19 protein-coding genes are annotated in these 17,792 nt (G+C 70.1%); 5 read left to right on the forward strand and 14 right to left on the reverse strand.

Annotation, left to right across the window (positions count from 1 at the left end):
• Positions 1-40 precede the first annotated feature (40 nt).
• The 5 genes from tsaE to glmS are packed head-to-tail and all read right to left on the reverse strand — an operon-like array spanning position 41 to position 5,042.
• Positions 41-553, reverse strand: a complete 513-nt coding sequence (tsaE, locus tag ACXKZB_RS17595; RefSeq protein WP_488824019.1) for a tRNA (adenosine(37)-N6)-threonylcarbamoyltransferase complex ATPase subunit type 1 TsaE — start codon at positions 551-553, stop codon at positions 41-43.
• Positions 550-1,716 carry an alanine racemase gene (alr, locus tag ACXKZB_RS17600; RefSeq protein WP_488824020.1) on the reverse strand — a complete coding sequence of 389 codons (1,167 nt, stop codon included), beginning with the start codon at positions 1,714-1,716 and terminating at the stop codon, positions 550-552. Before alr (ACXKZB_RS17600) ends, tsaE begins: the two co-directional genes overlap by 4 nt.
• On the reverse strand, positions 1,713-2,816 hold the full coding sequence (gene alr, locus ACXKZB_RS17605; RefSeq protein WP_488824021.1) for an alanine racemase: 1,104 nt from the start codon (positions 2,814-2,816) through the stop codon (positions 1,713-1,715). Before alr (ACXKZB_RS17605) ends, alr (ACXKZB_RS17600) begins: the two co-directional genes overlap by 4 nt.
• Positions 2,813-3,187 carry a holo-ACP synthase gene (locus tag ACXKZB_RS17610; protein WP_123311770.1) on the reverse strand — a complete coding sequence of 125 codons (375 nt, stop codon included), beginning with the start codon at positions 3,185-3,187 and terminating at the stop codon, positions 2,813-2,815. Before ACXKZB_RS17610 ends, alr (ACXKZB_RS17605) begins: the two co-directional genes overlap by 4 nt.
• A gap of 7 nt (positions 3,188-3,194) precedes the next feature.
• Positions 3,195-5,042, reverse strand: a complete 1,848-nt coding sequence (gene glmS, locus ACXKZB_RS17615; protein WP_488824022.1) for a glutamine--fructose-6-phosphate transaminase (isomerizing) — start codon at positions 5,040-5,042, stop codon at positions 3,195-3,197.
• A 70-nt stretch (positions 5,043-5,112) separates the two neighbouring features.
• On the opposite strand from glmS, the gene ACXKZB_RS17620 reads away from it, so the two are divergent.
• Both ACXKZB_RS17620 and coaA read left to right on the forward strand, forming a co-directional pair.
• Complete coding sequence (locus ACXKZB_RS17620; protein ID WP_111083439.1) at positions 5,113-5,598, forward strand: glutathione peroxidase; 486 nt, start codon at positions 5,113-5,115, stop codon at positions 5,596-5,598.
• A gap of 46 nt (positions 5,599-5,644) precedes the next feature.
• On the forward strand, positions 5,645-6,589 hold the full coding sequence (gene coaA, locus ACXKZB_RS17625; RefSeq protein WP_488824023.1) for a type I pantothenate kinase: 945 nt from the start codon (positions 5,645-5,647) through the stop codon (positions 6,587-6,589).
• Positions 6,590-6,685: 96 nt separating this feature from the next.
• On the opposite strand, the gene glmM is transcribed toward coaA, so the two are convergent.
• From glmM to ACXKZB_RS17665, 8 genes are all read right to left on the reverse strand, one after another.
• Positions 6,686-8,059: a phosphoglucosamine mutase gene (gene glmM / locus ACXKZB_RS17630; protein ID WP_222658784.1), complete on the reverse strand. Its 1,374-nt coding sequence runs from the start codon at positions 8,057-8,059 to the stop codon at positions 6,686-6,688.
• 22 nt (positions 8,060-8,081) lie between these two features.
• The gene (gene rpsI / locus ACXKZB_RS17635) at positions 8,082-8,567 is read right to left on the reverse strand and encodes a 30S ribosomal protein S9 (RefSeq protein WP_111083442.1); all 486 of its coding nucleotides are present in this window, start codon (positions 8,565-8,567) and stop codon (positions 8,082-8,084) included.
• A 37-nt stretch (positions 8,568-8,604) separates the two neighbouring features.
• The gene (gene rplM / locus ACXKZB_RS17640; protein WP_071259898.1) at positions 8,605-9,051 is read right to left on the reverse strand and encodes a 50S ribosomal protein L13; all 447 of its coding nucleotides are present in this window, start codon (positions 9,049-9,051) and stop codon (positions 8,605-8,607) included.
• A gap of 257 nt (positions 9,052-9,308) precedes the next feature.
• On the reverse strand, positions 9,309-12,416 hold the full coding sequence (locus ACXKZB_RS17645) for an ExeM/NucH family extracellular endonuclease (protein ID WP_488824024.1): 3,108 nt from the start codon (positions 12,414-12,416) through the stop codon (positions 9,309-9,311).
• Between the two features lie 91 nt (positions 12,417-12,507).
• Entirely contained in the window at positions 12,508-12,756 is a 249-nt protein-coding gene (locus ACXKZB_RS17650) for a hypothetical protein (protein WP_488824025.1), read from the reverse strand.
• 1 nt (position 12,757) lies between these two features.
• Positions 12,758-13,468 carry a hypothetical protein gene (locus ACXKZB_RS17655; RefSeq protein ID WP_488824026.1) on the reverse strand — a complete coding sequence of 237 codons (711 nt, stop codon included), beginning with the start codon at positions 13,466-13,468 and terminating at the stop codon, positions 12,758-12,760.
• Complete coding sequence (locus ACXKZB_RS17660) at positions 13,465-14,322, reverse strand: ABC transporter ATP-binding protein (protein ID WP_488824027.1); 858 nt, start codon at positions 14,320-14,322, stop codon at positions 13,465-13,467. Before ACXKZB_RS17660 ends, ACXKZB_RS17655 begins: the two co-directional genes overlap by 4 nt.
• 61 nt (positions 14,323-14,383) lie before the next feature.
• Positions 14,384-14,530 carry a hypothetical protein gene (locus ACXKZB_RS17665; protein WP_488824028.1) on the reverse strand — a complete coding sequence of 49 codons (147 nt, stop codon included), beginning with the start codon at positions 14,528-14,530 and terminating at the stop codon, positions 14,384-14,386.
• Between ACXKZB_RS17665 and ACXKZB_RS17670 the strand changes: the two genes are divergently transcribed.
• Positions 14,529-14,855 carry a hypothetical protein gene (locus ACXKZB_RS17670; protein WP_488824029.1) on the forward strand — a complete coding sequence of 109 codons (327 nt, stop codon included), beginning with the start codon at positions 14,529-14,531 and terminating at the stop codon, positions 14,853-14,855. The genes ACXKZB_RS17665 and ACXKZB_RS17670 overlap by 2 nt on opposite strands.
• 61 nt (positions 14,856-14,916) lie before the next feature.
• Here ACXKZB_RS17670 and truA read toward each other — a convergent pair whose 3' ends face one another.
• A complete protein-coding gene (gene truA / locus ACXKZB_RS17675; protein WP_488824030.1) occupies positions 14,917-15,804 on the reverse strand; it encodes a tRNA pseudouridine(38-40) synthase TruA in 888 nt (295 codons plus the stop codon).
• 151 nt (positions 15,805-15,955) lie between these two features.
• Between truA and ACXKZB_RS17680 the strand changes: the two genes are divergently transcribed.
• Positions 15,956-16,954 (forward strand): ATP-binding cassette domain-containing protein, encoded by a 999-nt coding sequence (locus tag ACXKZB_RS17680; RefSeq protein ID WP_488824031.1) that lies wholly within the window; start codon positions 15,956-15,958, stop codon positions 16,952-16,954.
• On the forward strand, positions 16,951-17,784 hold the full coding sequence (locus tag ACXKZB_RS17685) for an ABC transporter permease (protein WP_396289538.1): 834 nt from the start codon (positions 16,951-16,953) through the stop codon (positions 17,782-17,784). The genes ACXKZB_RS17680 and ACXKZB_RS17685 overlap by 4 nt, the downstream gene beginning before the upstream one ends.
• Positions 17,785-17,792 lie beyond the last annotated feature (8 nt).

Raw genomic sequence — 17,792 nt, forward strand, 5'->3', positions numbered from 1 at the left:
CGTCCATCGTAGGCGTGCCCGTGGTGGCGGCGAGGCCGTGTCAGAGGGAGACGTCAGCCCACCGCGGGCCGGACGCGGTGACGACGACGCGGCGAGGCTCGTCGGGGACGTCGTCGGGGTCGTCGGCCTCGGCGGTGCTGGAGGCGTCGGCACCGGTCGCCCGCGTGATCTCGACGTCGAGCACGTTGTCGCTGATGCCGTCGACCATGCCGCGGCCCCACTCGACGACGACGATCGATGCGTCCCAGTCGAGGTCGAGGTCGTCGAGCTCCACGGGGTCGGACAGCCGGTACGCGTCGACGTGCACCAGGTCCGGGCCGGCGGTCGTCGGGTGCGTCCGGGCGAGGACGAAGGTCGGGCTCGACACCTGGCCGCGCGCGCCGAGGGCAGCGCCGAGCCCACGGGTCAGCGTCGTCTTGCCGGCACCGAGCGGCCCGGTGAGCACGACCAGGTCACCGGCACGCAGGACCGCGGCCAACCGCGCTCCGAGTTCGCCCATCGCGTCGGTGCCGTCGACGGCCGTGTCGAGCAGGACGCGTGCGGCCTCGGTCACGACTGGTCGCCCCGCAGGTACTCCCCGACGCGTCCCTCGATGTCGTGGCCCTCGTAGAACCGCGGCACGCGGGTCCCGATGCGGCAGACGATCTCCTCGCCGATGGTGCCGAGCGAACGGCCCCAGTCGAGGACCGTCATCTCGTCGTGCTCGCCGGTGCCGAACAGCGTCACGGTGTCACCGGTCTGCACGTCGTCGTCGCCGACGTCGACGAGGAACTGGTCCATCGCGACGCGGCCGGCGATCGGGTAGCGCTTGCCGCCGATCGCGACCTCGATGCGGCCCTGCGCCAGACGCGGGACGCCGTCCGCGTACCCGACGGGCACGAGCGCGAGGGTGGTCTCCGAGGTGGTGCGGTACGTGTAGTCGTACGAGACGCCGGTGTCGACGGGGACCCGCTTCGTCTTGGCGACCGAGGCCGTCAGGGTCATCACGGGTTCGAGCCCGAGGTCGGCGGCCGAGACACCGTCGGCGCCGGGGATGCCGAACAGGTTCGCACCCATCCGGACCATGTCCTTGCGGAACTCCTTGCGCTCCAAGCCGGCGAGCGATGCGGCGACGTGCTCCATCGGGACGTCGAGCCCCAGGTCCTCGGCGATCTCGATCGCGGCGTCGAACACGGCGACTGCGGCACTGTCCTCGTGGTCGGACGACTCGGCCAGGTGCGTGTACGCGGCGACGACCTCGATGCGGCCGTTCCGCTGGGCGTCGCGGGCGAGCTCGACGAGTGCGGGCCAGTCGGAGGGAGTCGCGCCGTCACGGTGCAGTCCGGAGTCGACGCCGAGGTGCACCCGGGCCGGGCGCTGGTCGACGGCGTCCACGACGCGCTGCAGCTCGGCGACGTTCGAGACGCCGAGGTCGACAGCCGAGTCGATGGCGTCGCGGAAGTCGAGGTCCGGGTCGTGCTGCCAGGTGAACAGGTGGACGTCCTCGCCGACGCCGATCGACCGCAGACGCAGGGCCGCGGGGACCGTGAGCACGCCGATCCACCGGATGCCGGCGTCCACCGCGGCGAGCGCGATCGGTTCGAGGCCGTGCCCGTAGGCGTCGGCCTTCATGATCGCCATGACCGCGACGGGGTCCATCCACTCGCGGACCAGGTCGAGGTTCGCGCGGTAGGCGTCCAGGTCGATCCGTGCCTGGCGCAGGGGTGCGGAGCTCACGTCGTCCTCCGGTGCACGCTGTGGCCGACCCGGGCGACCACCTCGTAGTTGATGGTGCCGATCGCGGCGGCCCAGTCCTCGACCGCGGGGTCGCCGTTCGCCGGGTCGCCCCAGAGCACGGCTTCGTCGCCGATGCTGACGTCGGCGTCGCCGACGTCGACGTGCATGGCGTTCATCGCGACCCGTCCGACCACCGGGAACGTGCGGTCGCCGATCCGGACCGAGACCCGGTTGCCGAAGTCGCGGTCGAACCCGTCGGCGTACCCGAGACCGATGACAGCGAGGCGGGTGTCGGTCGACGCCCGCCAGGTGTAGCCGTAGGACACGCCCTCGCCGGCGCGGACGTCGACGGTGCGGAGCACGGCAGCGGTCACACGCATGGCCGGCCGGAGGCCGAGGTCGGCGGAGGTACGGTCGGCGAACGGGCTCAGGCCGTAGAGGGCGAGTCCGACGCGGGACAGGTCGCGGCGCGTCTCCGGCACGGCGATGCTCGCGGCACTCGCGGCGAGGTGCACCAGCTCGGGCACGATCCCGTTCGCGGCGAGGCCGTCGAGCGCGCGCTGCAGTGCGGCGTCCTGGTCGAGGTCGTCCGTGCGCGACGCGTTGGACAGGTGCGACATCAGCCCCTCGACACGGGTGCGGTTGCCGCCCCTCGCCAGGGCCCCGGCGGTGGCGAACAGCTCGGCCCATTCGGACTCGACCGCACCGTTGCGACTCAGGCCGGTGTCGACGCAGATGTGCACGGCGCCGACCTCGGAGTCGGCAGCGGCCGACAGCTGCTCGACGCTCGACACCGCCGGGGTGATGTCGTACTGCGCTGCGCGACGGAAGTCCTCGTCGGGGGCGTGCAGCCACGCGAGGATCCGGACGTCCTCGTCGATGCCGCCCTGACGGAGCGCGACGGCTTCGTCGATGTCCGCGACGCCGAGCCACTCGGCACCGGCGTCCACGAAGGCCCGAGCGGCGTCGAGCGCGCCGTGGCCGTAGGCGTTGGCCTTGACCACCGCGATGACACCGGACGGCGCGACCTGCTCGGCGATCGTCGCGTAGTTCTCGATCAGGGCCTCACGATCGACCGTGATCCCGGTGAACGCACTCACTGAACCGTCCCCTCCAGGACCACGAACGCGGTCGCGATCCCTCCATCATGCGAGAGCGACAGGTGCACGCTCGTCACGCCACGCGCATCCGCCACCTGTCGCGCCTGTTGGTGCAGCGTCAGCGACGGGTTGCGCTGGTCGTCCGACACGACCTCGAGGTCCTGCCAGCTGAGCCCCGCGCTGGACCCGAAGGCCTTGATCAGGGCCTCCTTTGCCGCGAACCGTGCCGCGAGCGACGCGATCGGCCGTGGTTCGCCGTCACGGACCTGCTCGGCCGGGGTGAACAGCCGCGCACGCATCGCCGGCGTGCGCGACAGCACCCGTTCAAACCGCTCCAGGTCCACCACGTCGACCCCGATGCCGATGATCATCGTGCGACTACTCGACGGTGACCGACTTCGCGAGGTTGCGCGGCTGGTCCACGTCGAGGCCCTTGGCCGCGGCGAGCTCCATGCCGAACATGTGCAGCGGCGCCACGGCGAGCAGCGGCTCGAACAGCGGGGTCGCGAGCGGGATCCGCAGGACCTCGTCCGCGAAGGGCAGCACGGCGGCGTCGCCCTCTTCCGCGATGGCGATCACCCGGGCACCCCGGGCGCGGATCTCCTGGATGTTCGAGACGACCTTCGGGTGCAGCGAGCGCGGGTCACGCGGGGACGGCACGATGACGAAGACGATCTGCCCAGGCTCGATGAGCGCGATCGGGCCGTGCTTGAGCTCACCGGCGGCGAAGCCCTCGGCGTGGATGTACGCGAGTTCCTTGAGCTTGAGCGCACCCTCGAGCGCGATCGGGTAGCCGACGTGGCGGCCGAGGAACAGGACGCTGCGGGTGTCCGCCATCCAACGCGCGAGGTCCTTGATGCCGGCGGCGTCGTCGATGGTCTGCTGCAGCTTCGGGGCGAGGCCCTCGAGCTCCGCGACCTGCTCCGCGATCTGCTCGGGCGTGAGCGTGCCGCGCAGGGTGGCCAGGTGCAGTCCGAGCAGGTACAGCGCGACGCCCTGGGCGATGAAGGCCTTCGTCGAGGCCACGGCGACCTCGGGTCCGGCGTGCGTGTAGATCACGGCGTCGGACTCGCGCGGGATGGTCGCGCCCTGGGTGTTGCAGATCGACAGGACCTGCGCGCCCTGCTCGCGGGCGTACTTGACGGCCATCAGCGTGTCCATGGTCTCGCCGGACTGGCTGATCGAGACGACGAGCGTGCGGTCGTTCAGCACCGGGTCGCGGTAGCGGAACTCGTGCGCGAGCTCGACCTCGACCGGGATGCGAGCCCACTGCTCGATGGCGTACTTGCCGAGGACGCCGGCGTAGGCAGCGGTGCCGCAGGCGATCACGATGACGCGGTCGACGGTCGCCAGACGTTCGGCGATCGGGTCGAGGTCGGTCAGGGTCACGGCGCCGTCGTGCACGCGGCCGAGGATCGTCTTCGCGACGGCCTCGGGCTCCTCGCTGATCTCCTTCGCCATGAACGAGGACCACCCGCCCTTGTCGGCGGCGGAGGCGTCCCAGTTCACCTCGAACTCGCTCGGCGTGGCCGGGGTGCCGTCGAAGTGGATGACGTCGACGCCGTCGGGGCGGATCGTGGCGATCTCGTCCTGCCCGATCGACAGCGCACGCTGCGTGTAGGCGACGAACGCGGCGACGTCCGAGCCCATGAAGTTCTCGCCGTCGCCGAGGCCGACCACGAGCGGGGAGTTGCGACGGGCGCCGACGACGACGCCGGGCTGGTCGGCGTGCACGACGAGGAGCGTGAACGCCCCGTCCAGTCGCTGCACGGCCTGCTGCATGGCGGCGGTCAGGTCACCGGTCTCGCGGAACGCCCGACCGACCAGGTGCGCGGCGACCTCGGAGTCGGTCTCGCTGCGGAACTCGATGCCCTCGGCCTGCAGTTCGGCGCGCAGCTCGGAGAAGTTCTCGATGATGCCGTTGTGGATGAGGGCGAGCTTGTCGCCGTCGGCCAGGTGCGGGTGCGCGTTGCCGTCCGTCGGGCCACCGTGGGTCGCCCAGCGGGTGTGCCCGATGCCCGTGGTGCCGTCGGGGATCGGCGACGACTCGAGCTCGTCGACGAGGGCTTGGAGCTTGCCCGCCTTCTTGGCGGAGACGAGGTCCCCCGCGGGGTCGACCACGGCGATGCCCGCCGAGTCGTAGCCGCGGTACTCGAGGCGACGGAGGCCACCGAGGAGGACGTCCTGGCTGCTGTTGCTGCCGACGTAGCCGACGATTCCACACATGGAAGCGATCCTACGGTCTGCCTGAGCGCGCACCCTGCGAAGCAGCAGGGCTGGGGATAACGTTTCGGCCATGGGACGCTTCGACGACATCGCCATCACCACGCTGCACGGCGAGGACACCACGTTCGGTTCGTTCGCGGACAAGGCGGTGCTGGTCGTGAACGTGGCGTCGCGGTGCGGTCTCGCCCCGCAGTACGAGCAGCTCGAGGCCCTCCAGAAGCAGTACGGCCCGCGGGGCTTCACGGTCCTCGGGTTCCCGAGCAACCAGTTCCTGCAGGAGCTCGGCTCGTCCGAGGCCATCGACGAGTACTGCTCCACCACGTGGGGCGTCACCTTCCCGATGTCCGAGAAGGTCAAGGTCAACGGCAAGAGTGCCCATCCGCTCTACCAGGCGCTGAAGGAGACCCCGGACGCCGACGGCAAGGCCGGCCGCGTGAGCTGGAACTTCGAGAAGTTCCTCGTCGCACCCGACGGCACCGTCTCGCGCTTCCGTCCGACCACGAAGCCGGACGCCCCCGAGGTGATCGCGGCCATCGAGGCCGCCCTGCCCGCCTGACGCCGCCCTGCCCGGCTGACGGCCGCCCGTCTGTACGCTCGACTCCATGCCGATCCCGGAGACCGCCGTCGCGCACCCGACCCCGTTCGTGGAGATCCCGCGCAACGAGTGGTCGCAGCTCGCACCCAAGGAGCACCTGTCGCTCACCGAGACCGAGATCGTGCAGCTGCGCGGCCTCGGTGACCGGCTCGACATGCAGGAGGTGCAGGAGGTCTACCTCCCGCTGTCGCGGCTGCTCACGCTGTACGCGGCCGGTGCGCGCGACCTGCACGCCGAGACGAGCCGCTTCCTGGGTGAGCGAGCCGGACGCACGCCGTTCGTCATCGGCGTCGCCGGTTCCGTCGCCGTCGGCAAGTCCACCGTCGCCCGTCTGCTGCGCGAGCTGACGAAGCGCTGGCCGGACACCCCCCGGGTCGAGCTCGTGACGACCGACGGCTTCCTGTACCCGAACGCCGAGCTCGAGCGTCGCGGGATCATGGACCGCAAGGGCTTCCCGGAGTCGTACGACCGTCGCTCCCTGCTGCGGTTCGTCAGCCAGGTGAAGAGCGGCGCGACCGAGGTCCGGGCGCCGTACTACTCGCACCTGGTCTACGACATCGTGCCCGATGCCGAGATCGTCGTCCGCCAGCCGGACATCCTCATCGTCGAGGGCCTGAACGTCCTCGCCCCGCCGGTGCACGGGCGCCTCGCACTGTCCGACCTGTTCGACTTCACGATCTACGTCGACGCGAAGACCAAGGACATCGAGTCCTGGTACGTCGACCGGTTCCTCGCGCTGCAGGAAGAGGCGTTCTCGAGCCCGGACTCGTTCTTCCACCGGTTCGCGTCGCTCTCACGCGAGGACGCGGTCGAGACGGCGACGCAGGTGTGGCGGGCGATCAACGAGCCGAACCTGCTCGAGAACGTGCTGCCGACCCGGTCCCGCGCGACGCTGGTGCTGAAGAAGGGCGCGAACCACAAGGTGAACTCGGTCCTGCTCCGCAAGATCTGAGCCGGGGGCCGCCCGGAACCAGGTTCCGGACACCACACCACGGAAGAGCGCGGTGCTGTGTCCGGAACCTGGTTCCGTGAGCGGCGGAGGGGAACCCTACGCGGCGTCGAGCGCCAAGCGCTCCTGCACGACTGCGGCGAGCTCCTCGGCGATGCGCTGGGCGTCGTCCTGCGAAGCGGCCTCGACCATCACGCGCACCACGGGCTCGGTGCCCGACGGTCGGAGCAGCACGCGCCCGGTGTCCCCGAGCGCTGCCGACGCCGCGGCGACGGCGTCCTGCACGCCCTGGTCGGCGAGGCCGTGACGGTCGACGCCCCTGACGTTGAGCAGGACCTGCGGGAACACCGTCATGCACGAGGCGAGCTCCTGCAGGGACTTGCCCGTGCGCGCCATCTCGGCCACCAGGTGCAGCCCGGTCAGGATGCCGTCGCCCGTGGTGGCGTACTCGTTGAAGATGATGTGGCCGGACTGCTCGCCACCGATGGAGTAGTCACCCTCGGTCATCTTCTCGAGCACGTACCGGTCCCCCACGCCGGCCTCGATCACGGTGATGCCCGCGTCGGCCATCGCCCGCTTGAGCCCGAGGTTGGACATGACCGTCGCGACGAGGGTGTCGTCCTTCAGCCGACCGCGTTCCTGCAGCGACAGCGCCAGGATCGCCATGATCTGGTCACCGTCGATGGCGTTGCCCGCGGCGTCCACGGCCAGGCAGCGGTCCGCGTCGCCGTCGTGCGCGATGCCGACGTCCGCGCCGTGCTCGAGCACCGCACGGGCCAGGTTGTCGATGTGGGTCGAACCGACACCGTCGTTGATGTTCCAGCCGTCAGGGTCGGCACCGATGAGCGTGACGCGTGCCCCGGCGTTCACGAACACCTCGGGCGAGACGCCGGCGGCGGCACCGTTGGCGCAGTCGAGCACGACGTGGATGCCGTCGAGCCGGTGCGGCAGCGTGCCGAGCAGGTGGACGACGTAGCGGTCCTCGGCGTCGGCGAACCGCGAGATGCGCCCGACGTCGATGCCGGTGGGGGTCGGCGCGGAGTGGTCGTGCATGGCCGCCTCGATGCGGTCCTCGACCTCGTCCGGCAGCTTGCGACCACCCGTTGCGAAGAACTTGATCCCGTTGTCCGGGGCGGGGTTGTGCGACGCGGAGATCATCACGCCGAAGTCGGCGTCGATGTCCGCGACGAGGAACGCCGCAGCGGGGGTGGGGATGACCCCGGCGTCGAGGACGTCGACGCCGGCGGAGGCGAGTCCGGCCGCGACAGCGGAACCGAGGAACTCACCGGAGACGCGCGGGTCGCGCGCCAGGACCGCGCGCGGGCGCGGCCGACCGGACGCCCGGCGGGCGTCGGCATGGTGTCCGTGTGTGAGGACGGCCGCGCTCGCCTGGGCAAGACCCAGTGCGAGCGCGGCCGTCAGCTCGCCGTTGGCGAGACCACGAACCCCGTCGGTACCGAACAGACGCGGCATTGCGATCTTCAGCCGGTGACGACTAGCGCTTCGAGAACTGCGAAGCCTTGCGGGCCTTCTTGAGACCGGCCTTCTTGCGCTCGATGACGCGGGCGTCACGGGTGAGGAAGCCAGCCTTCTTGAGGGTCGCGCGGTTGTTCTCGCGGTCGATCTCGTTCAGGGTGCGGGCGATGGCGAGGCGGAGCGCGCCGGCCTGACCCGAGGGGCCGCCACCGGTGATGCGGGCGACGACGTCGTACGAGCCGAGGAGCTCGAGGACCTTGAACGGGTCGTTGATGAGCTGCTGGTGCAGCTTGTTCGGGAAGTAGTCCTCGAGCGAGCGACCGTTCACGACGAACGTGCCGGAGCCCGGAACGAGGCGAACGCGCGCGATGGCCTCCTTGCGGCGCCCGACGGCACCGCCGGAGACGTTGAGGATCTGACGGGGAGCGGCCTCGGCAGCGGCGGGTGCGCTCTCCGTGGTGAAGCTCTCCGGGGTCTGGTCGAGGGAATCAGCGATCTGAGCCATGAGTTTCTCTATGTCCTTGAAGTCGTCGTGGCCGGAACTACTGTGCGACCTGGTCGAAGATGTACGCCTTGGGCTGCTGCGCGGAGTGCGGGTGCTCCGCGCCGGCGTAGACCTTCAGCTTCTTGAGCTGCTCGCGACCGAGGGTGTTCTTCGGCAGCATGCCGCGGATCGCCTTCTCGACGGCGCGGGTGGGGTGCTTCTCGAGCATCTCCGGGTAGGAGGTCGCCGTGAGGCCGCCCGGGTAGCCCGAGTGGCGGTAGTAGACCTTCTTCGCGAGCTTCGACCCGGTCAGGGCGACCTTGTCGGCGTTCACGATGATGACGTAGTCACCCATGTCCATGTGCTGGGCGAAGGTGGCCTTGTGCTTGCCGCGCAGGAGCGCCGCGGCGTGGGTGGCGAGACGGCCGAGGACGACGTCGGTCGCGTCGATGACGATCCAGTCGTGCTGGACGTCTGCCGGCTTCGGTGAGAACGTGCGAGTCACAGGAGTGCTGCTTTCGTGTCGAGGTGAGGAGTCCGTGAATCCCACTCCGGTCGGGGTTCCCCGCGGCAGAAGCCGGCGGAACGCCCGGGTGGAGGGCTCATCTGACTGTCCGGCGCGCGTGGCGCACAGACCAAGGTGAGAGCCTAGCCGACGCGGGTCGCCTCGGTCAAGCGCAGCCACTGCCGGACGGGAGGCCCGTGACCGCCTGGCCACGGGCCTCCCGTCCGTCCTGCACTCGCGCCCACGGCGCGGCGTGACTAAGCGGCGGCGGCTGTCGCCCGGCGACGGCGCGCGATCATGACGCCGGCACCCGCCGCGAGCAGCAGGAACGCGACCAGCGCTCCGGCACCGAGCCCGGAAGCACCCGTGAACGCGAGCTGTCCGTCCGCCGTGATCGTGATCGGGGTCCAGCCGATCAGGCTCCCGTCAGCAGCCGTCACCGCGAGCCGGTGCGCACCAGCGGGGGTGTCCGAGGGGATCGTCACCCGCACGGTGCCGTCGGCCGCGACCTCCGCGGTCCCGATCAGCGTCGGGGTCGAGAACAGCCACACGTCGACCGTGTCACCGGCAGCCGCCGAGCCGACCGTCACCGTGATGGTCTCCCCCGCACGGGCCGTCGCCGGTGCGGACACCCCGCCGCGGTTCGCCTCGGTCAGGAGCGACTCCGACGGCGCCGCCGGGCCAGCCGGCGGGGTGATCCCGTCGACCGGCGGCACCGGCGTCGGGGTCGGGGTCGGCACCGGGGTCGGGGTCGGCACCGGTGCCGGCACCGGTGCCGGCGTCGGCGTCGGCACCGGGTCCGTCCCGGGGTCCGTGCCCGGGTCCGTCCCCGCGGCGTCGAGGTCGAAGCCGACCAGGATCGGGTCGTGGTCGCTCGCGCGGAACACGTCGTCGGTGTACAGGTCCGACGCGTTGTAGTTGTAGCGGCTGTACTCCAGGCCCACCGACTCGACCGAGTTGATGTTCCAGATGTCCACGCCCGTGACCGTCTCGGCAGCGGCGGGTGAGGCGAACACGTGGTCGAGCGACCCGCTCAGGCCGGAGAACACGTACGAGTACTCGGTGGCGTCGAGCGCCGGGCCGAGGTCGGTGTAGCCGGCGTCGTCGAGGACGACCACCGGGTCCTCCTTGCTGTAGGCGTTGAAGTCGCCGAGCATGAACACCTTGTCGGTGCCGTACTGCGCCTGCATGTCGGTGGAGAAGGTCACGAGGGCCTTCGCCTGCCGCACCCGGTCGGCGTTCGAGGCGCCCTGGCCGTCGCCCTGGTCGGCGTTCTCGCCGGTACCGGAGCCCTTCGACTTGAAGTGGTTCGCGATCACCAGGAAGTCGTCGTCCTCGATGCCACCGACGGGGCGGAACGCGTCCGCGACGGGCTGCCGGGCGTTCGTGAAGGCGTCGTCGAGCAGGATCGTGGACTCGCCGACGGGTGCGACACGGTCCTGCTTGTAGATGAGCGCGAGGCGGATGACGTCCTCGCTCGCCGGCACGGTCGCGGGCGACTTCGCGTACGCCCAGGTCTCCTCGCCGGTGGCGGCGTTGAGCGCGTCGACGAGGGTGGCCACGGCGGCGTCGCGGTCCTGGCCGAAGCGGGCCGAGTTCTCGATCTCCTCGAGCGAGACGACGTCGGCGCCGAGGCCGTTGATCGCCTTGACGATCTTGACCTGCTGACGCAGGAAGTCCTCTTCCTCGGCAGCACCGCGGGCGTCGCAGCCCGAGTTGACCGTGACGGGGTCGCCCGCGCGGTCGGTGTAGTACGAGCAGCCGGTGAGCTGGTCGCCGGTGGTCGGGAAGTAGTTCAACACGTTGAACCCGGCGAGCTTCAGGTCGCCGCCGACGTCCTGCGGCTTCGCCTGCCGCACGGTCGAGAACGACGCGGGCAGGTCGGCTGCCGGGGTCGCGCCGGTGATCGGCGCGGTCGGCTGGAACTTCCACCCGCTGTTGCGGTAGTCGAGGACGACCGGCTGCGAGAACGTGGCGGTCGCGCCGACGGTGACCGGCCCCTGGGTGAGCCACGACACCGGGATGCCCTGGTTCGCCTTCGTCAGGAAGTTGGTGCTGGCACCGTCGTCGAGCGTCACCTTGCGCGCGGCGTTCGACGCCTCGACGGCCTTCGCCTCGGCGCTGCCCGGACGGCCGACCTCGGTCGGCTGGACGAGCCGGCCCGCACCGCTGGCGAGGACGACCTCGCCGTACTGGTTCGTCGTGTAGTTGTCGGCGACCGTGTAGGAGCCCTGCGGCGCGATGAGCATGCTCTCGAGCGACTCCCGCTGTGCGTCCGAGGACGGGAACGCGACCGCGGCGGGTTGCGGGGCGACGACGGTGTCGGCGAGCTTCTCGAAGGACGCCGCACTCGACACCGTGAGCTCGGTCAGGCCGAAGTACTCGGAGACCCCACCGGTGACGCGCACGTGGTCGCCCTCCGCCACCAGCCCGGCGGTCGCGGACGAGAAGACGAAGACGGCGTCCGAGGCCGTGTGGGTACCGAGGTCGATCGCGCCGCCGGTGCCCGGGGTCTGGATCGTGTAGCCGTTGAAGCCGCCGGACGCGTAGACCGCGGTGACGACGCCGTCGGTGGTGACGGTCGTGCCGGCGTAGGGCGAGGTGTCCGTGGTGCCCTGCAGCTGGGCGATGGTGACGGCCTCGGCGGGCGCGCCGGGGTCCGTCGGCTCCGTCGGGTCGGTGGGCTCGGTCGGGTCGGTCGGCGCGGTCGTCGCACCGGCGGCGTTCCGCGGCGTCAGGGTCGTCGTCCCCGAGAAGTCGGCCCCGTTGTCGTCGGTGTCCGTGGTGCCCTGACGCACGAGGCCGTTCGGCACGCCGTTCGCGCCCTCGACGGTGCGTACCGTGCCCTCGTACGTGTTCGAGGCGCCGTAGCCGAGCAGGTCGACGACGCCCGCGGTACCGGTCGGCACCGGGCCGGCGGCGAGCGTCAGCGGTGTGGCGGTGTTCGACAGCACGATCGTGCCCGTGGTGCCGGAGGGGTTCAGCGACGCGGTGTCGTCCGCCGTCGGCAGGTCCGCACCGACCGCGGTGGCCCCGCCGTTGCCGGCCATCGACACCAGGAAGGTGCCCTCGGCCGGGACCGTGCCCTCGAGCGCGCTCGTCGAGAAGGCGCCGGCGCTCGTCGCCGAGCGGTACTGCAGCGACCAACCGTCGAGTGACACCGGGGCGTCGGTCGGGTTGCCGATCTCGATGAACTTCTGGTTGTAGAAGGCGCCGTTGCTGCCCGCCTTCAGGTAGGCCTCCTCGATGACGAGGCCGCTCCCCTCGGGGTTCGCGCTGGCGGCGGTGACGGTGACGAGCGGGGCGGCGAGGAGCGTCGCGGCAGCCGTGGCGCACAGCAGAGTGCGCCCGAGGAGGTTGGGCATGCCCGCACGCTACCGACCTGCGGAGTCCCTCAGGTTGCGTCGAGGTAAATGATTGCGCTCGGCAACATCAGCGGGACGTGCTTGCCCCGGTTCACGCTCCGCCCACCAGCCGGAAGAGCACGACAGCGACGGTGATCGCGTACCAGCCCCACAGGCCACTGCGCTTGCGCGTGAACCAGAGGGAGGCTGCACCGGAGAGGACGGCGATCCCGGCAGCGACGAGTCGGATCGACGGTGCTTGGCCGTTGACCCCGACGACGAACAAGCCGAGGGTCGCAATGACGATGAGGGTCCCCGTGCCGATCGATCGCTGTCGATCGTGCGTTCTTGTGTCTGCCACGTCACACCTCCGCTGAACGCGTGCGGAGCCAGCCTCCGACCAGAGGAACGCCGACCCACAAGAGCCCGGACGTCGCAGAAGGCGGGAACGGAGCAGATCCAGTCACCCCTGCCTGAACGGTGCTGAACCGGATGAAGTCCGACCAGGGCCCGGCGAGCGCCAGCGTCGTGTCGACGACGAGGATGATCAAGAGGACACTCACGAGTGCAAGCGCGAGGCCTCGAAGCGATGCACCGAGGCCGAAGCCCAGGGCTGCCGCCGAGAAGGCGAGCGCAGCGACCTCTCCGAGTTGTGCGACGAAGGACACCGACGACAACTCACCACCGAGCGCGCCGGCCACGATGACGGAGACAAAGCTCACAACTGCGCTCGCGATGACCAGACCAGTCACCATCGCAGCACAAGCACATACGCGCGCGAGGTAGAGCGTGTCACGCGAAAGACCCGTGAGTATTCCGTCGCGTTCACCACCGACCCGTCCGTCGCCCACACCGAACACGACGCCGACGATCGCCGATGCAAGCGCCACCGGGAGACCAACGATCACGAGCACTTCGCCGGCTCCGAAGGACGGAGCCGACTTCACGACAGAGATGCTGAGCGCACCGCAGGCGATGACCACGGCACACAACAGCGCGTACGCAGCGATGGCCCCCTGCGTATCGGTGCGTTTGCGGAGCTCCAGGAACGAGCTCTGGACGAACGAGATCATCGCGCCTCCCCCGCCACGTGCTCACCTGTGGAGGTGGTCGCGTAGAGGTCCTCGAGGTCGATCCCACGTTCCTCGACGCCGAGGACGTCGAGCGAATTCCTGACCGCTTCTCGAACAACGTCCGGCGCGGGCCGGTCGACGCTCACCCATTCACTGCGCATCGCGCTCCTGTAGCCCTGCCGACCCAAGATGTCGATCAACGCGGCCGGATCGCTCACTCGGATGAGACAGCCGATCTGTCCGATGCCACGCATCGACTCGATGCGTGTGATCGTTCCGGCACTGATGATCACCGCGACGTCGATGAACTGCGCCAGTTCGCTCAAGAGGTGGCTCGACACCACGACGATCACGCCCCGGCTCCGCAGGTCTGCGATGACCGACCTGACCCACGAGATCCCGTTCGGATCGAGACCGTTCATCGGTTCGTCGAGGATCACGAGGCCGGGCTCGCCGATGGTCGCTGCAGCGATCGCCAAGCGCATGCGCATGCCGAGGGACAGCGTGCCGACCCTCCGGCGTGCAACGGACTCCAAGCCAGCTCGGCGGAGCGCATCGTCAGCGGCTTCCGCTCCCACCCGCGCGTACAGGCCACGCAGGCGGATGGTCTCGCGGACAGTCCGTCCCGGGTGAAGTCCGTTGTCCGACAAGACGGCCCCGACGAGGGCAGGAGGTGACGACAACCTTCCCGACGAGGCCGGGACCAGCTGCGCGAGTACTGACATCAACGACGACTTCCCGGCCCCGTTCGGACCGATCAGGCCGTACACGACTCCTGGGTCGAAACGGATGCTCACCCCGTCCAGGCGCGGGCGACCACGCCCGCGCAAGCGAACGTCGACCATCTCAAGCATGGTGCTCCTCTCGAGCCACGGCTGCGGGGAGGGTTTCACCGATCCCCGCAGCCGTCTCGGATCAACCGAAGAAGTAGTTCCAGAGCGCGCTGAAGAGCTCGGTCACGCTCAAGTTGCCGACAGCCGTGATCCCGGTGCGGATCCAGCCCGCCAACCCGTTCCACCAGTTCTTGAACGCCTTGACACCGCTCCGGACCGCGTTCTTCATGCCGGTGACGATCGACGGCGCGTTCTTCTTGATCCAGTTGACGATCGTCCCGATCGGTACTCGATCCGTCGAGATCTCCCCCTGCGGGGCAGGCGAGCTCGGCACAGGGTTCGACCTCGTCGGGACCGGCACCGGAACGCCACGCTGGACAGCGTTGGCCGACGCTGAGATCGTCGACGCAGGTGTTGCCGTCGCAGCGGTTGCGCCCACTGTGCTCAGCATGGCGCCGGTGACAATTGCCCCGATCACCCCGACGGTACGAACTCGGTTCATTTTTACCCCAATCGTTGCGGCTTCTTCGCCGTCACCGATCCTGGCAGACTGACCGTTCGTATTTCAAGTTGTGCAATGATACGTATCGCACGTGCAACATCAGGGCCGAGCGTTCACCCCCGCCGCGCCCGCGTCTGCTCCGCCCGCCCCGCGAGCTCCCCGTCCGCCGGGTACCCCACCTCGGTCAGCGTCAGCCCCTTCGCCGGCGCCGTCTTGAACACGCTCGTCCGCGCCCCGGCGACGCGGAGCTCCTCGAGCTGCTGCGGACCGAACCGCCCCTCGCCGACGGCGATGGTCGCCCCCACCATCGCGCGCACCATGGAGTGGCAGAAGGCGTCGGCCTGGAGGCGCGCCACCAGCACGCCGTCCGGCTCGCGGTCCCAGCGGAACTGCTGCAACGTCCGGATGGTCGTCGCTCCCTCGCGCGGCTTGCAGAACGTCGCGAAGTCGTGCAGCCCGAGCAACGTCAGCGCACCACGCTCCATCGCTGCCGGGTCGAGGCTCGCCCCGTGCCAGACGGTGTGTCCACGTCGACGTGGATCGCGCGGGGCGTCGGCGTCCGCGATCCGGTACTCGTACCGTCGCCAGAGCGGGGAGAACCGGGCGTCGAACCCGTCCGGCGCGACCGAGGCCCGGGTGACGACGACGTCGCCCTCGGATGCCGCGATGCCGTTCACTCGTTTCACGAGCCCGTCGAGCGGCGAGCGCCCCGAGCCGCGCTTGGCGCTGAGCGCGTCCCACTGCTCGGCCGACAGGTCGAGGTGGGCGACCTGTCCGGTGGCGTGCACGCCGGCGTCGGTGCGTCCGGCGACGGTGAGCAGTGGCGGCTCGCCCCACCGGGTGAACACGGTGGCGAGGGCGGCCTCGAGCGCGCCCTGCACGGTCCGCAGCCCGGGTTGCCGGGCCCACCCGGAGAACGCGGCCCCGTCGTACGCGATGTCCAGCCGCAGCCGGACGCTGCCGGCGTCACCGCCGCCCTGCAGGCCCGCCGTCTCGTCCACGCGACCACCGTACCGGGGCCGCACCGCGCCTCCCGACAGTCCTGCACAGCACCTTCCTGACGCGTGCTGTCCACCGATGTCAGCGCCACGTCAGTGCCGCGTGAGCGCCCCGCGGCACCATCGTCCTCGACATCGACGAAAGGACATTTCGATGACCACGACACCGCTCGCGGTGGAGGCCTCCGGCCTCGTGAAGACCTTCGGGACGAACCGCGCAGTGGACGGTGTCGACCTCCGCGTGGAGGCCGGCACGGTCTACGGCGTGCTCGGTCCCAACGGCGCCGGCAAGACCACCACCATCTCCATGCTCGCGACCCTGCTCAAGGCCGACGGCGGCGAGGCCCGGATCTTCGGGCACGACGTCCGGCGTGAGGCGCAGACGGTCCGCACCCTCATCGGGGTGACCGGTCAGTACGCCAGTGTCGACGAGACGCTCAGCGCGACCGAGAACCTGGTGGTCTTCGCGCGCCTGCTCGGGCTGTCCCGCGCCGACGCGAAGCGCAAGGCCGTGGAGCTGCTCGAGCGCTTCGGGCTGACCGAGGCCGCGTCGCGCCCGCTCAAGAACTTCTCCGGTGGCATGCGTCGCCGGCTGGACCTGGCCGCGAGCCTCATCGCCCAGCCGCCGCTGATCTTCCTCGACGAGCCCACCACGGGGCTCGACCCCCGGACCCGTGCGCAGATGTGGGACACCATCCGCGAGCTGGTGGCGACGGGGTCGACCGTGCTGCTGACGACGCAGTACCTGGACGAGGCGGACCAGCTCGCCGACCGCATCGCGGTGATCGACCACGGCAAGGTGGTCGCCGAGGGCACGAGCGACGAGCTGAAGGCCTCGATCGGGAGTTCGTCGCTGCAGCTCCGCCTGACCGATGTGCTCCGGCTCGACGCCGCGCGCTCGATCGTGCGGAACACCCTCGGTGTCGACGCGGTGGCCAGCCCCGAGGGTTCACGCCTCACCGCACCGATGTCGGACCCGGACCGTGTGACCGACCTGCTCGTGTCGTTCCGCGAGGCCGGCATCACCCTCGCCGAGATGAGCGTGCAGAAGCCCACCCTCGACGAGGTCTTCCTGACCATCACGGGTGCTCCGGCGACCACCGACGACGACACCGACAGCACTGACCGCGAACTCGCAGGGAGCATCGCATGACCACCATCACCACGCCCACGGGCACCGCTGCGCCCCGGGTCACCCCACGTCCCGGCGTCGGTGCGACCGGTCTCGGCGCCACCGTCCGGCAGTCGCTCACGATGGCGTACCGCGGCCTGATCAAGGTCCGGCGCACCCCGGAGCAGCTGTTCGACGTCACCCTGATGCCGATCATCTTCACCGTGATGTTCACGTACATCTTCGGTGGCGCGATCGCCGGTGACGTCGCGAGCTACCTGCCGATCATCATCCCGGGCATCCTCGTGCAGACGAACATCACGTCGTCGATCGTGACGGGCGTGCAGCTGCGCGAGGACATGGACAAGGGCGTCTTCGACCGCTTCAAGTCCCTGCCCATCGCCCGGATCGCCCCGCTCGCGGGTGCGTTGCTCGCCGACACCGTCCGGTACGCGATCGCCACGACGATCACCTTCACGGTCGGCATCATCATGGGTCTGCGTCCGGCCGGCGGTTTCGGCGCGGTCGTCCTGGCCGGGCTGCTGGTCATCGTCGTCGCCTGGGCGATCAGCTGGATCTTCGCCTACTTCGGCGTCGTCGCGCGGACGGCGTCGAGCGTCTCCGGCATCTCCAACATGGTGCTGTTCCCGCTGACGTTCCTGTCGAACGCGTTCGTGCCGGCGGACACCCTGCCGGACTGGTTGCGCTGGTTCTCCGAGGTCAACCCGATCTCGCACCTGATCACGGCGGTCCGCGACCTCGTGAACCACGGCACGGTGGGCGTCGACCTCTGGATCAGCCTGCTCGGCGCAGCGGTCGTCGTCGCGGTGTTCGCACCGCTGACGGTCCGCGCGTACATGCGGAAGGCCTGACGGGCGCC

The sequence above is a fragment of the Curtobacterium sp. ABR8 genome, assembly GCF_057812125.1.